This is a genomic window from Citrobacter telavivensis, from assembly GCA_009363175.1.
In the GTDB taxonomy this organism is placed as follows: domain Bacteria; phylum Pseudomonadota; class Gammaproteobacteria; order Enterobacterales; family Enterobacteriaceae; genus Citrobacter_A; species Citrobacter_A telavivensis.
Window position 1 is genome coordinate 3443545 of the sequence record CP045205.1, and the last position, 13457, is coordinate 3457001.

General features: G+C 55.2%; 14 protein-coding genes. 3 read left to right on the top strand and 11 right to left on the bottom strand.

All coding sequences use genetic code 11. The annotated features are described in order from the left end of the window. Positions 1-13 precede the first annotated feature (13 nt). From chbA to osmE, 4 genes are all read right to left on the bottom strand, one after another. The gene (chbA, locus tag GBC03_18740; protein QFS72101.1) at positions 14-361 is read right to left on the bottom strand and encodes a PTS N,N'-diacetylchitobiose transporter subunit IIA; all 348 of its coding nucleotides are present in this window, start codon (positions 359-361) and stop codon (positions 14-16) included. Between the two features lie 52 nt (positions 362-413). Then, positions 414-1772: a PTS N,N'-diacetylchitobiose transporter subunit IIC gene (gene chbC, locus GBC03_18745; protein QFS72102.1), complete on the bottom strand. Its 1359-nt coding sequence runs from the start codon at positions 1770-1772 to the stop codon at positions 414-416. 81 nt (positions 1773-1853) lie between these two features. Next, positions 1854-2174, bottom strand: a complete 321-nt coding sequence (gene chbB, locus GBC03_18750) for a PTS N,N'-diacetylchitobiose transporter subunit IIB (protein QFS72103.1) — start codon at positions 2172-2174, stop codon at positions 1854-1856. Positions 2175-2476: 302 nt separating this feature from the next. Next, positions 2477-2815, bottom strand: a complete 339-nt coding sequence (gene osmE / locus GBC03_18755) for an osmotically-inducible lipoprotein OsmE (GenBank protein ID QFS72104.1) — start codon at positions 2813-2815, stop codon at positions 2477-2479. A gap of 217 nt (positions 2816-3032) precedes the next feature. Here osmE and nadE point away from each other — a divergent pair, with 217 nt between their 5' ends. Then, positions 3033-3860, top strand: coding sequence for an ammonia-dependent NAD(+) synthetase (gene nadE / locus GBC03_18760; protein QFS72105.1), 828 nt, complete (start codon positions 3033-3035; stop codon positions 3858-3860). Positions 3861-3923: 63 nt separating this feature from the next. Here the strand turns inward: nadE and ves are convergent, their stop codons facing one another. The 7 genes from ves to astC all read right to left on the bottom strand — a co-directional run bounded on the left by ves (position 3924) and on the right by astC (position 11521). Further along, positions 3924-4499, bottom strand: a complete 576-nt coding sequence (gene ves, locus GBC03_18765) for an environmental stress-induced protein Ves (GenBank protein ID QFS74059.1) — start codon at positions 4497-4499, stop codon at positions 3924-3926. 167 nt (positions 4500-4666) lie between these two features. Then, positions 4667-5149 carry an ATP-independent periplasmic protein-refolding chaperone gene (locus GBC03_18770; protein QFS72106.1) on the bottom strand — a complete coding sequence of 161 codons (483 nt, stop codon included), beginning with the start codon at positions 5147-5149 and terminating at the stop codon, positions 4667-4669. 344 nt (positions 5150-5493) lie between these two features. Continuing rightward, positions 5494-6462, bottom strand: coding sequence for a succinylglutamate desuccinylase (gene astE, locus GBC03_18775; GenBank protein QFS72107.1), 969 nt, complete (start codon positions 6460-6462; stop codon positions 5494-5496). Then, a complete protein-coding gene (gene astB, locus GBC03_18780; protein QFS72108.1) occupies positions 6455-7798 on the bottom strand; it encodes an N-succinylarginine dihydrolase in 1344 nt (447 codons plus the stop codon). Before astB ends, astE begins: the two co-directional genes overlap by 8 nt. Further along, positions 7795-9273: a succinylglutamate-semialdehyde dehydrogenase gene (astD, locus tag GBC03_18785; GenBank protein ID QFS72109.1), complete on the bottom strand. Its 1479-nt coding sequence runs from the start codon at positions 9271-9273 to the stop codon at positions 7795-7797. The genes astB and astD overlap by 4 nt, the downstream gene beginning before the upstream one ends. Then, entirely contained in the window at positions 9270-10304 is a 1035-nt protein-coding gene (astA, locus tag GBC03_18790; protein ID QFS72110.1) for an arginine N-succinyltransferase, read from the bottom strand. The genes astD and astA overlap by 4 nt, the downstream gene beginning before the upstream one ends. After that, positions 10301-11521 (bottom strand): acetylornithine/succinylornithine family transaminase, encoded by a 1221-nt coding sequence (gene astC / locus GBC03_18795; protein ID QFS72111.1) that lies wholly within the window; start codon positions 11519-11521, stop codon positions 10301-10303. The genes astA and astC overlap by 4 nt, the downstream gene beginning before the upstream one ends. 445 nt (positions 11522-11966) lie before the next feature. Here astC and xthA point away from each other — a divergent pair, with 445 nt between their 5' ends. Both xthA and GBC03_18805 read left to right on the top strand, forming a co-directional pair. After that, positions 11967-12773, top strand: a complete 807-nt coding sequence (gene xthA, locus GBC03_18800; GenBank protein QFS74060.1) for an exodeoxyribonuclease III — start codon at positions 11967-11969, stop codon at positions 12771-12773. Between the two features lie 24 nt (positions 12774-12797). Next, entirely contained in the window at positions 12798-13457 is a 660-nt protein-coding gene (locus tag GBC03_18805) for a TVP38/TMEM64 family protein (GenBank protein QFS72112.1), read from the top strand.

A 13457-nucleotide genomic window follows, 5' to 3' on the forward strand; every position in this document is an offset into this window, starting at 1 on the left:
CGTCAACTCCTTACTATTTCAGCTTCTCGTGAAGCTCAATCAACTCTGCCACCAGTTCGCGTGCCAGCATTGACGTCATCAGGTGATCCTGCGCGTGAACCAGAACCAGACTGACTTTCATTTTACCTTCGCCCTGATCGCCTTCAATCAGTTTCGTCTGCACCAGATGCGCTTCATTCAGCGCCATGCGCGACTGCTCCATCATCGTTTTCGCCGCGTCGAAGTCGCCCTGCTTCGCCTGCTTTAACGCCGCGTAGGCCAGGCTGCGCGCCTGCCCGGAGTTGATGATAAGCCCCATCACCACTTCTTCGAGCTCTTCGGCTTCGGCCTGCGTATCGGTAATATTATCGAGATCCATCATAAATCATTCCTCTTTGACGACCCGGCATGCGTCGCCACATGCCGGGTTAAACTTAAAATTTCAGTGCATTAGCGATATCTTCTTCGCTCTCTTCCTTGTCGATAGCGTTCTGCGCTTTGTTCGCAACCACTACGAACGGCAGGTAAATCAGCGTTGCTATCCCTAAGTTGAACAAGGCGACCAGCAGAGCAGCAACGCTGCCGTTGGTGTTAAAGAAGGCCCCCAGCCCGGTTGGCATGGTCCACGGCGCGATGTTAGTAATCGGCGGGATGATACCCAGGTAGTAAGCTATCAGCGTAATCGCGGCCAGAATCGGTTGTACCAGAATGAACGGGATGAACATCACCGGGTTCATGATGATCGGCAGACCAAACAGAATCGGTTCGTTAATCTGGAAAAGACCAGAAGGTAACGCCAGCTTCGCCACCTGGCGATAATCCGCACGGCGAGAGGCGATGAAAATCGCGATGATCAGACCCAGCGTTGCGCCGCTGCCGCCGAGGAAAATATAGGAGTCGAGCATCGGCTTGGCCCAGACGTGGAACGTCTTACCGGCAGCCAGCGCGGCATCCACTGAACCGTACTGCTGATAGATAGAGATGTTTTCCAACGCCCACGGCGTCATGATGCCGCTGTCGAGCGCCGTCAGCGCCAGTGAACCGTGGATACCGAAGAACCACAGCAGCGGAACAAAGAGCACGTACGCCCAGCCAACCACACTGCCCAGCGATGCCAGCGGTGTAGAGATGGTGTCCATAATGATCTGGTGGAAGTTGGTTCCCCAGGTCGTCAGCGCCCAGGCAATGATCCCCATCACCGAGAGGATAATAAAGCCCGGAATCAATGCAGAGAATGAACGGGAGACGGATGCCGGTACGCTATCAGGTAATTTGATGACCCAGTTGCGATGAACAATAAAGGTAAACATTTCCGCGACGACCAGACCGATAATAATACCGGAAATGATATTCGCGCCGCCCAGCCAGTTCGCCCCTACCGCATAGGCTTCGCCCACGCTATAAGGCGTTACGGTCATAAAGGCCGCAACCGATAGCAGACCGGCCGCCAGGGCGTCGACTTTGCGTTCTTCCGCCAGCGCCATACCGATAAAGAATGGCGCCATCAGTGACATAATGCCCAGCGTACCGTTATAAACGTTTCCGCCGATGCCTTTCAGACTATTGAGGTTTTCAATGGTTGAAGCATCCAGCCGAACGCCGAGGGAATAAAAAAACGACCCCTCCCCAAAGCTCAGGAAAACGTTATTAATTAATACAAACATGGCCCCCGCGAGGGTTAATGGCATTAAGCGAATAAAGCCGTTTTTGATTGCATTAACGTGTGGCTGCTTTCCTATTTTGACAGCAAAAGGAAGGAGTACCTTTTCAAGTGAAGCAATGACGTTACTCATAGAAAAATACCCTTAAAGACCGCAATTAATTATTGCGGCATATGTAAATGAAATAACTCTTTGACGGGAAAATTTAAAATATTAATTTGCAGCGGCTTTTTTAATTGCTGCAACAGCAGCCTTAAGCACGCCTAAACCATCGACTTTGCCATACAGCAGCGAGTCAATCACTTCTACAGGTTTGTTCGGTAACAAACGCTGAATTTCGGGCAACATATAAGCAATTTGTGGACCTAATAATACCACGTCGGCGTTGGGTCCTTTTTCACCGGCAAGCGTTTCCGGGAATGCATCAATAATAACCGGGACTTCATACTTTTCCGCCTGCGCGCGCATCTTTGACACTAACAAAGAGGTAGACATACCCGCAGAGCAAAACAGATAAATGTGTTTCTTTTCCATTTAGACCTTCCTCATGTGCGATTATCTGTCAACCAGACACGCCGCAAGTCTCAACCTGCATCCATGCTCTGGACAACCTGCGTAACCGAAAAACTTATTTCTGTGTCTGAAATGAGTATACGGCATCACACCCGCTGATGGTATTTCCTTGACCAACTAAATTGTCTCTCATTGACCTGGCGTTATGACCCCCCTCACACTTCGGGTAAATAATTCGCATCAATAAATAAGATCATCTTCGTTACAAAAAAACCGGCGCAGTGGCCGGTTTGTTGAGTTGTTCAGGCAGTAGACAGTTATGACTACTTCGCCGCCTGCGGGTCGGTGTCGTACTCAGCGCAGCTCTGGTAGCCTGAGTTGACAACATGACCGGTATCATCCAGCGCCACGAAATAGGTTTCAGCTTTACCATCACGTTGACCCAGGATGTAGGTCTGACAGGTACCGCGAGCATGGATCATGCTCACTTCAGACGACGGTTTCCCGGCAATCTGTGCAACCTGCGCGCGACTCATGCCTTTTTTCACATCTTTGACCACAGGCTGGACAAATTGGTCTTTGGTACGATCGTACGCCGTACACCCTGCAAGCATTGTTAATACCGCTGCTGCACTGAAAATTCCTGCAATAGTCCTGTTCATTTTTCGTCCTCTTTTTAATCAGCATGTTATATAAGCCTGGAATAGAATCTGTTATTTTTCAAGCTAACGCTTAGCACGCGAATATTTCGCCAGATTCCGTTCAGGCGGCAGGATGTCGTTTTAAGCGCCACTCAGCCTGTGTTCTCTTGTCGTTTACACAGCAAAGGGTTAGCTTAAACACGGTCTGATTTTATTCTTTTATATTGGGAGGGGGTAAATGACTCTGCAACAAGAGATCATCAAAGCGCTTGGCGCAAAACCGCACATTAATCCAGAAGAGGAAATTCGCCGCAGCGTGGATTTTCTGAAAGCGTATCTGCAACGCTATCCCTTCCTGAAAAGCCTTGTGCTGGGCATCAGCGGAGGGCAAGACTCGACGCTGGCAGGAAAACTGTGCCAGACCGCCATCAGCGAGCTGCGTGCTGAGACCGGTAACGACGCGCTGCAATTTATCGCCGTTCGTCTGCCCTATGGCATTCAGGTTGATGAGCAGGATTGTCAGGACGCCATTGACTTTATCCAGCCGGACCGCGTGTTGACCGTTAATATCAAAGGTGCGGTGCTGGCGAGCGAACAAGCTCTTCGGGAAGCGGGTATTGAACTGAGCGATTTTGTCCGTGGCAATGAAAAAGCCCGTGAGCGCATGAAGGCGCAGTACAGTATCGCGGGCATGACCAGCGGCGTGGTGGTCGGCACCGATCATGCAGCAGAGGCCATCACCGGTTTCTTCACCAAGTACGGCGACGGTGGTACGGATATTAACCCGCTATTTCGCCTCAACAAGCGCCAGGGGAAACAGCTGCTGGCGGCATTAGGTTGTCCGGAGCATCTTTATAAGAAAGCGCCCACCGCCGATCTCGAAGACGATCGCCCTTCTCTGCCGGATGAAGCCGCGCTGGGCGTGACTTATGAAAACATCGATGACTATCTGGAAGGAAAAGCGGTGGATGCCGCCATCGCGAAAATCATTGAAGGCTGGTATTTGAAGACGGAGCATAAGCGCCGTCCGCCGATTACCGTGTTTGATGACTTCTGGAAACAGTAAGGATGAACCCGCCAGAGGGTATCCCCCTCTGGCCTGTGCACAGACGTCAGCCATGCATCGCGGTCATTGAACGGCGTCCGGGGAGTGCCCCTGCAGCCAGGTTATCTCACTAAACAACAGTTTTCCCTCCGCTTTCAGCAGCCGGAGCGTATGTTTTCCATCATGCCAGCAGGCGCCCTGATCGGCAGTCAATAATTTATCGCCCAGTTGCCAGGCACCGCTAATGACAAACACCACACCGCCGCGCGAGCCAAACGTCGTGAAGGTGCGATCGGCCACCCGAACTTTCGCCTGGCAGGCGTCACGCCGGGTCATGATATTAAAATCCATCGACATCTGCCCTTCCGTGAGTTTCGCTTTCACCACGCGCTCGCCGGCAAAGGTAAACGGCTGATGTTGTTTGAGTGTGTGGCTGAACGCCCCTTGGCTTTCCAGCGTCACTTCACTGCCTTCCAGTAGAGTGATCACCCGCTCAATACCGGGAAAGAGCGAAAACTCACCATTACCGGCGATAGAAGCAATGCTGGCTCGCCAGTGAAAGTCGCGGGTCGCCGGAGGAAAACAGCAAATTTCACGCGTTTCACCGGCACCGTTGCGCCAGAGATTGACCGGCATCTTGCGGATATCAAAGTATTCCATCATCGCTCCTGATAAACATCATGCAGCATAATAAGGCACAACGTCGTTATCGGCAGCCACGATGATTTTCCTTAGGGTCTGAAAAAGAAAAAACCGCCGATCCTGCCCATCGCCTCAGTGGAGGGGATGGACAAGACCGGCGGTCTTCGAATAGGTCTGCTAAGTGATTACTCAGCAGGTACAGACATTTTACCGTCACGCGCCGGACGTTCTGTCAGACGCTTCTCAAAATTGGCATTAAACTGCTTTTTCTGTTCCGGGGTCAGAATGTTGTAGATCTTATTCTGCGTTTCCATGTGCGCCAGCATGTTGGCTTTGCGCTGTTCTTCCATTTTCGCAATCTGCGCTTCGGCCTTCGCTTTATCGAAGGTGTCGCTGGCGATGATGTCGTGCATTGCGCGACGTTCTTCAACTGGTGGACGCTTCATCTGGTCACGTTTGTCCTTCATGATGTCGCGGATCTGCTGCTTCTGAGCATCGGTCAGATTCAGGTCTTTAAACATCATGTCATGATGTGGACCAAATTTGCCTTTATGCTGCATCATCGGTTTGGCGTCTGCCGGGGCGGCGGTAGTATCCGCTGCATGAGCCAGGTTCGCAGCGCCCAGCGCCAGCCCAGAGGCAACAAACAGTGCAGTTAATTTACGCATAATCTTTATCCTTCCTTTCAGTTATTTTACGGCTTTCTTGTCACCTCCGAAGAAGTACAGTGCCGTGTTGACGAGATTAACTTTAACGACTTAATCGTCAATTAGTCAGAGCATCGGTAAAACAATGAAAGTGTAAAAAACATTTTTTCGCCAATTGTGGAGAAAAAAAGAAATTAAGGTGAAAAGTTGAAAGGAAAAATGACAACATCATGATTTTTCAGGGAATATGAAGAACCATATCTGATTGCTGATGATAAATAAAGCTGTTCACCAGGAATAATCCGGATTAATTCTCCGACGCACAAAAAAATAAAGCCCACAGGCCCTCGCCTGCGGGAAATACGTTAGTTCATTTTCTCCAGCATCAGACCTGCACGTAATCCCAGCGCCACGCCGGGATTGGGGAATAGAACGTACTCCACGTCATGTGTGACGACAAAACGCTCGGCGCCATCTTCCGCCAGTAGTGTCCCTGCGGTAAACGGTGTGAAGTTGAGCGTCTGGCTGTCCATGTGCAGCACAAACGCGTCGCTGCGCCGGGTTATCTGTGACGCGACCTGATAGCGGACCGGCGGGGTGCCGTCGGCCTGGTCAATTTGTCCCGTCAGTAAACAGGTCAGCGCGGCAGACGTCGGGGCAAACTGGCGAAGATCGTTGTGACCGAACGGCAACGCTTTGCCCAACTCCAGCGTGCAGGCGAGCGCGCCGAAGTGTTCAGCGCTGAAATGGGTAAAGGTGCCCCCCGGCGTTTGATGGAACACCAGCGCTTCCAGTCCTGCGGCACCCAGCCAGCCAAGAAACGCCTCATCCCAGGGGATGGGGCGTTGGGGCAACACGCCAAAGCGCAAATGGTGAGAGCCACGAATGGCGGTGTGCAGATCCAGATGCCAGCGAATCGACTCCGCGCCCGTCGTAAAGAAATCTTCCAGACACTGCTCAAGTTGACGTGCGCGCTGTGTCTCGACGCTTTCGGCAAACAGTTGCCAGCGCCCGCCAAACATCCGGTTCATATCGCTGTGGCAGTAGCGCTGGCCGTCTGCCAGCGCCTGCGGATTGCCGAGGATCACCAGCAGTCGCCAGTGCAGCGTAATTTCCCCCGCCGACAGCGCCAGCAGCAGGGCATTAAGTATCTCGACTGGCGCGGTTTCGTTGCCGTGAATACCGGCGGAGATCACCAGTGCGCGATCGGTCGCGGTGAGCGGCGTAAGTTCGAGGATACCGGCGTCAACCCAGCACCAGCGAAAGCCCGCCCTTTGCCCCTCCCGGACATCCGGCATCGAACCCGCCAGCGTGGCGGTGAGGAAATCATCCATGTCCGCCTCCCGATTGCTGGAACGGATAGACAGAACCAAGCTGCAACAGTTGTGTCAGCGTATCCAGCGCTTCGCGCCCTTCACGCAACAGTTGCGGGTCGGCGAGATCCGCGGCGGTCAGGCGGTCGCGATAGTAGCGATCCACCCAGTCGTTGAGCGCATTAAACAGCACGTCATTCATCATCACGGCCGGATTGACCGCCTGGCGTTCTTCTGCGGTTAGCACCACCCGCAAGCGCAGACAGGCTGGCCCGCCGCCGTTTGACATACTTTCACGCAGGTCAAATACCCGCATGTCGCGGATTGGATTATCCGCTTCCAGCAGGTTCGTCAGATAGCGCCACACGCCCGCGTGTTCGCGACACTCCTGTGGCAGAACCAGCATCATCGAACCGTCATCCCGGCTCAACAACTGGCTGTTAAACAGATACGTCGCGACCGCATCCGGCACCGACACGTCAGCCGTTGGCACCACAATGGGGATAAAACCTGGCACCCGGGCGCGCAGTTGATTCATGACGTCGTGCTGTTTCGCGAAGGACTGCTCATGGCAGAACAGCACCTCCCGGTTCGAGACCGCAATTACATCGTTGTGAAACACGCCGAGGTCGATGACCTCCGGGTGCTGCTGGGCAAAAATACACTGCTGGGGATTCACCTGATTCAGGCGGGCCACCGCTTCGCAGGCCTCACGGGTCTGACGCGCCGGATAGCGAGAAGGCCGCGTATTGCCCCCCTCTTCGCGCCCGTAGACAAAGAGCTGCGTCCCCGGCTCGCCATATTCTCCGCCGAGGCGATTATGGTTAGCCGCCCCTTCATCGCCGAGCATCGCCACCTGCGGCAGCGCGGAATGCACTGCGAAATAGCGTTCATCACGGAAGATCGCCCGCAGCAGCGTTTCTGTGGTGGGCGCTTCGAGAGAACGGTGGAACTTGTTATTGAGGTTTGCGACCGTCAGATGCACTTTGCCATCCAGCGTATCTGCCGACGGTGCCACCGTCGCCGCGTTTGCCACCCACATCGGCGATGCGGAGCTGACGCTGGAGAGCCAGTGTGGTGCCTGACGCGCCACTTTCTCAATCACCTGCTCATCGCTGCCGCTAAACCCCAACTGGCGCAATGCAGGAATAAACGGCCGTTCATGCGGCGGGATCACCGCCTGTGGGTATCCCGCATCCGCCAGCGCCTTCATTTTAAGCAGCCCCTGCTTCGCCGCCAGACGCGGGTTCGAAACCTGAAAGCGATGACGGGTGGACGCCTCGTTGCCGAACGACAGCCCGGCATAATGGTGCGTCAGCCCCACCAGTCCATCGAAGTTGACCTCGCGTGCTTTCATACGGACTCCTCACGCGAGAAGTCGAGGCCCGGACTCAGCGCTGCAGGCAGCGTCAACGCCGGAGATTCCAGACTCGCCATCGGCCAGGCACAATAATCGGCGGCATACCAGGCGCTGGCGCGATGGTTTCCGGAAGCCCCTACGCCACCGAACGGCGCGGTGCTGGCGGCACCGGTTAACGGCTTATTCCAGTTAACGATCCCCGCACGCGCTTCCAGCAGTAGCTGGTCGAACTGCGCGCGGTCAGGCGAGACCAGCCCACAGGACAGCCCAAAGCGAGTGTTGTTGGCCATCGCGATCGCCTCGTCGAAGCGTTCATAGCGCCAGACGCCGAGCAGCGGACCAAAGACCTCCTCATCGGGAAGATTCGCCACGCCCGTCAGTTCAATAATACCCGGCGATAACAGCGAGGTGCCTGCCTGCAGCAGGCGCGGTGCCAGCAGCGTCCGCCCGCCGAGCGACTCAAGTTGTTGCCAGGCCCCAAACACATGACGCGCCGCCTGTTCGGAGATAAGCCCGCCAATAAACGGTTGCGGCTCATCGTCCCAGCGGCCTGGCTGGATGCGCTGGCTGACGTCCACCAGTCGCGCGAGAAACGCATCGCCCTGCGCACCTTTCTTCACCAACAGCCGACGTGCGCAGGTACAGCGCTGACCGGCGGTGACAAACGCGGACTGAATAGTCAGGTGCACCGCCGCATCGATATCCGCCGGATCCTCGATAATCAACGGATTGTTACCGCCCATTTCGAGAGCAAGGATTTTTTCCGGCTGTCCTGCAAGCTGGCGATGCAGCTGATAGCCCGTGTTCGCGCTGCCGGTAAACAGCAGCCCGTCGAGGGCGTCCAGCGCGCTCAGCGCCTGTCCCGTTTCCCGCCCACCCTGCAGCAGATTCAGCACCCCATGCGGTAAACCGGCCTGTTCCCAGAGTCGGATCACCGCGTCTGCGGTCCACGGCGTCAGTTCGCTGGGCTTAAAGAGTAAGGTGTTGCCCGCCAGCAGCGCGGGCACAATGTGCCCGTTCGGCAGGTGTCCCGGAAAGTTATACGGACCAAACACCGCCAGCACGCCATGCGGACGGTGGCGAAGCGTTGCCGCGCCGTCGGGCAACGCACTCTGTTGCTCGCCAGTACGGGCGTGGTACGCATTAACGGAAATGGCGATTTTGTTAATCATCGCCGTCACTTCCGTCACCGCTTCCCAGCGCGGCTTGCCGGTTTCGCGGGCAATAATGGCGGTCAGTTCGGTTTTATTGCTCTCCAGCAATCCGGCAAATTTTTCGACAATCGCCTGGCGTTCGCTGAAGGGGCGTCGGGCCCAGGCCGGGAAAGCCGCGCGCGCGGCACGCGCCGCCAGCTTCACCTGCGCGGCATCGGCATCGTGACCTTCCCAGAGCACATCACCCTGTACCGGATCTTTCTTCACCCGATGTTCACCCTGACCGGTCACCCAGTCGCCGTTAATCCATAAAGTCATAGCGTTTTCTCCTCAGCGCAGAGACGGACAAAACGAACCCGATCTCCTGCATGACATTTCAGGGCATCCAGTTGCGCGGCGGTCAGCACCAGACGTTGTGTATTCGGATCGGCGCGTACCAGCATGACGCGGAAGTGACGATAGTTCTCATTCGCCACCAGACAGGCCGGGAAATCACCGGTCGCGGGCTGTCCTTCGCCAACCTCTATCAGCCGACTTTTGCGGATCGCCCGCACCCGGTCAATGTCACACTCCAGTGTTGGACCGCCATCGAAAATGTCGATGTAATGGCGATAGCGGAATCCTTCTTTCTCCAGTACGGCTCGCGCCGGGGCGGTTTGCGGATGAACTTCGCCAATCACCGCCTGCGCCTCGTCGGAGAGAAAGTGGGTGTAAATCGGATGCTTCGGCATCAGTTCAGCAATAAACGCTTTCTGTCCGGTACCGCAGAGAAAATCGGCTCGGGAAAACTCCATCGAGAAAAAGCGTTTCCCCAGGCTTTGCCAGAACGGGGAATAGCCGTGCTCGTCAATCACGCCGCGCATTTCCGCGACCACCTTTTCATTAAAATGGTCGCGAAACGCCGCCATAAACATGAAGCGCGATTTAGACAACAGGTAGCCGTTGCCCTCTTTGCGCCAGTCGGGGTCGAGGAATAACGTGCACAGCTCGCTACTGCCCGTATGATCGTTACTGAGAAACAGCGTCGGCAGCGCGTTATAGACGTTCAGCTCTTTTGAGGCATGCACCTGTGTCCCTACGCGATAGTTGTACCAGGGATCGTTAAGCCCCACGGCAACTTCGATCGCGCAAATCCCCGCTACGGTGCCGGTGTTCAGATCCTCCAGCACAAAGACATAACCCTGTTCACTTTTCGGCAATTCGCCCCGCCAGGTTTTCAGGGAACGGTCGATACGCGCCGCCAGCGTGGCTTCATTGGCCGGCAGCGAGGTCAGTCCACCGCCGGTTTTACTGGCCATCTGCATCAGCGCGCTGATATCAGCGTGCTCGACAGGACGGATCACCATCATGATGAACCTCCGGCTGTAATCTGTTCGCAGGCAAGCGCAAAACGGTCAAGTCCGGTAGCCACCTCTTCTTGTGTGACGTTCAGCGCCGGAGCGAAGCGCACCACGTTGCCCCCGGCAATCAGCACCATCACGCCCGCTTTCGCGGCTTCCTGAGAAATCTGTTTGGCTTTGCCGGCAAACTGATCGTTCAGTACACAGCCAATCAGCAGCCCCAGCCCGCGAATTTCACTGAACAGCCCGGTGTGCAGATTGATGGCGTTCAGACGCTCCACGAACCAGTCATGGCGCTGTTTCACACCGTTCAGCATCGCGGGCGTATTGACGATATCGAGCAATTTTCCGGCGACGGCGGTTGCCAGTGGGTTACCGCCATAGGTGGTGCCGTGTGTTCCGACGGTCATCACGCTGGCGCATTTTTCACTGGCCAGCAGTGCCCCGATCGGGAAGCCGCCGCCCAGCGCCTTGGCGGTGGTCAGGAGATCTGGCGTAACGCCGTAGTGCATGTAGGCGTACAGCTCACCGGTACGGCCCACGCCGGTCTGCACTTCATCAAAAATCAGCAGCGCATTATGTCGATCGCACAGCTCGCGCAGCCCTTGCAGGAAGGCCTGAGTTGCCGGCAGCACGCCGCCTTCACCCTGCATGGGTTCGACGATGACCGCGCAGGTGGTATCGTCGATCAGCGTGCTGGCAGAGTTAATATCGTTGTAGACGGCGTGACGGATCTCCGGCGGCAGCGGCGCAAAATCCTGCGAATAGGCAGGTTGTCCCCCGGCGCTGACGGTGAACAGCGTACGACCGTGAAAGGCATTCTTAAATGCCACGATGCCGCTTTTATTGCTGCCGTAGTGGTCGTGGGCATATTTGCGCGCCAGCTTCAGCGCCGCCTCGTTGGCCTCAGCACCGGAGTTGCAGAAGAAGATACGATCGGCAAAGGTGGCGTCGATTAACTTTTTCGCCAGTCGCAGCGCCGGCTCGTTGGTATAGCCATTGCCGGTGTGCCAGAATTTACTCGCCTGGTTATTCAGTGCGTCACGCAATTCTGGATGCGCGTGCCCCAGCGCATTCACCGCAATGCCCCCCGCGAAGTCGATATACTCTTTACCCTGCTGATCCCACAAGCGTGAACCTTCGCCACGAACCGGAATAAAAGGCGCCGGTGCATAAACGGGCATCATCCATTCATCAAAATTTTCACGCGTAATTGACTGAGACATAGCGACCTCATCGGTAAATAAAAAGTTATTTATATGTTAATAAATAGTGGTGTTTGCGCTGTAAATGTAGATTGCAGTCTTCATGCCAGCCAGCGAAAAAAATGCATAAATGGCTACCTTAGACGGGAAATCAATGAGTTATAACCCAGCGATATTCACTACGTGTGCATAAAAAGTGAATATGTTTGCGTGAAAGAGGAGTAAATAGAGGAAAAACCGCAATATTATGCACAGACCAAATATAATTCTGGAAATGTGATCCTATGCGAAATTTACAGGAAATTGCTGCGCCATTCTGACGCAATCTGCCCTAAAACAGGGCAAAGGTTGCCCCATTGTTAACACCATTCGCACTCATTGCCGGAATCTCACCATTATGAGCAGTCAGTTTGCGGAAATTCTGCTACCATCCATGCACTATTCATCCAGCAAAGTGGCAGCGACTATGAAATTTGTCTCTTTTAATATCAACGGCCTGCGCGCCAGACCTCATCAACTGGAAGCCATCGTCGAAAAACACCAACCCGATGTTATTGGCCTGCAGGAGACAAAAGTTCACGACGACATGTTCCCGCTCGAGGATGTCGCAAAACTCGGCTACAACGTTTTCTATCACGGTCAGAAAGGTCACTATGGCGTGGCGCTGCTGACCAAAGAGACGCCCATCGCCGTGCGACGGGGTTTTCCCGATGATGGCGAAGAGGCTCAGCGCCGCATCATCATGGCGGAGATCCCCTCTCCACTGGGCAACCTGACGGTGATCAACGGCTATTTCCCGCAGGGCGAAAGCCGTGACCATCCGATTAAGTTTCCGGCCAAAGCGCAGTTTTATCAGAACTTACAAAACTATCTCGACAACGAACTGAAGCGTGACAATCCGGTACTGATCATGGGGGATATGAATATCAGCCCGTCCGATCGGGACATCGGCATTGGCGAAGAGAACCGCAAGCGCTGGCTGCGCACCGGCAAGTGTTCGTTCCTGCCGGAAGAGCGCGAATGGATGGACCGCCTGCTGGGCTGGGGTCTGGTTGACACCTTCCGCCATGCGCACCCGGAATCTGCCGACAAATTCTCGTGGTTTGATTACCGTTCGAAGGGATTCGATGATAACCGCGGTCTGCGTATTGATCTGTTGCTGGCAAGCAATCCGCTGGCGGAGCGCTGTGTGGAAACCGGTATTGACTATGACATTCGCAGTATGGAAAAACCGTCTGACCATGCACCGGTGTGGGCAACGTTTAAGGTTTGATGTTCAGTCGTGAACGCCAGAAAGATGGGGTTAACAGGCGCACTGATCCTCTGTCTCGCCGGGGTGCTCTGGGCGTTGCCCCCCGGCCTGCTCACGCTGGAGACGCTTAAGCACCATCATTCACTGCTGGCGGACTGGCAGCGCCAGTCCCCTTTTCTTTGCGCCAGTCTCTATTTTCTGCTCTATACCGCTATCGCGGCGCTGTCGATTCCCGGCGCGGCGCTGCTGACGCTGCTCGGCGGCGCGCTGTTTGGCCTCTGGCAAGGTACGTTGCTGGTCTCTTTTGCTTCGACGCTTGGCGCGACGCTCGCCATGCTCACCAGTCGTTATCTGCTGCGTGACTGGGTGTCGCGGCGTTTTGCCCGGCACATGGCAACGGTGAATAATGGGATGGCGCGAGACGGCGCCTTTTATCTCTTTGCGCTCCGCCTGATGCCGTTGTTTCCGTTTGTTGTCGTCAACCTGCTGGCAGGCCTCACCGCCGTCAGTGTGCGCCGTTACTGGTGGGTCAGCCAGTTGGGGATGCTACCTGCCACCGTGGTTTATCTGAACGCCGGACGCCAGTTAAGCCAGTTAACATCAATACGCGACATTATCTCTCCCGCGATGCTGGCCGCGTTTGCCCTGTTGGGGTTATTACCGCTGGCCTCCCGTTGGCTGGCAACACGTTTTTTTCAGGAGTAA

Excerpts from the sequence above, each read along its gene's own strand:
- chbA (QFS72101.1), bottom strand. The coding sequence starts at position 361 with ATGATGGATCTCGATAATATTACCGATACGCAGGCCGAAGCCGAAGAG.
- chbC (QFS72102.1), bottom strand. The coding sequence starts at position 1,772 with ATGAGTAACGTCATTGCTTCACTTGAAAAGGTACTCCTTCCTTTTGCT.
- chbB (QFS72103.1), bottom strand. The coding sequence starts at position 2,174 with ATGGAAAAGAAACACATTTATCTGTTTTGCTCTGCGGGTATGTCTACC.
- osmE (QFS72104.1), bottom strand. The coding sequence starts at position 2,815 with ATGAACAGGACTATTGCAGGAATTTTCAGTGCAGCAGCGGTATTAACA.
- nadE (QFS72105.1), top strand. The coding sequence starts at position 3,033 with ATGACTCTGCAACAAGAGATCATCAAAGCGCTTGGCGCAAAACCGCAC.
- ves (QFS74059.1), bottom strand. The coding sequence starts at position 4,499 with ATGGAATACTTTGATATCCGCAAGATGCCGGTCAATCTCTGGCGCAAC.
- GBC03_18770 (QFS72106.1), bottom strand. The coding sequence starts at position 5,149 with ATGCGTAAATTAACTGCACTGTTTGTTGCCTCTGGGCTGGCGCTGGGC.
- astE (QFS72107.1), bottom strand. The coding sequence starts at position 6,462 with ATGGATGATTTCCTCACCGCCACGCTGGCGGGTTCGATGCCGGATGTC.
- astB (QFS72108.1), bottom strand. The coding sequence starts at position 7,798 with ATGAAAGCACGCGAGGTCAACTTCGATGGACTGGTGGGGCTGACGCAC.
- astD (QFS72109.1), bottom strand. The coding sequence starts at position 9,273 with ATGACTTTATGGATTAACGGCGACTGGGTGACCGGTCAGGGTGAACAT.
- astA (QFS72110.1), bottom strand. The coding sequence starts at position 10,304 with ATGATGGTGATCCGTCCTGTCGAGCACGCTGATATCAGCGCGCTGATG.
- astC (QFS72111.1), bottom strand. The coding sequence starts at position 11,521 with ATGTCTCAGTCAATTACGCGTGAAAATTTTGATGAATGGATGATGCCC.
- xthA (QFS74060.1), top strand. The coding sequence starts at position 11,967 with ATGAAATTTGTCTCTTTTAATATCAACGGCCTGCGCGCCAGACCTCAT.
- GBC03_18805 (QFS72112.1), top strand. The coding sequence starts at position 12,798 with ATGGGGTTAACAGGCGCACTGATCCTCTGTCTCGCCGGGGTGCTCTGG.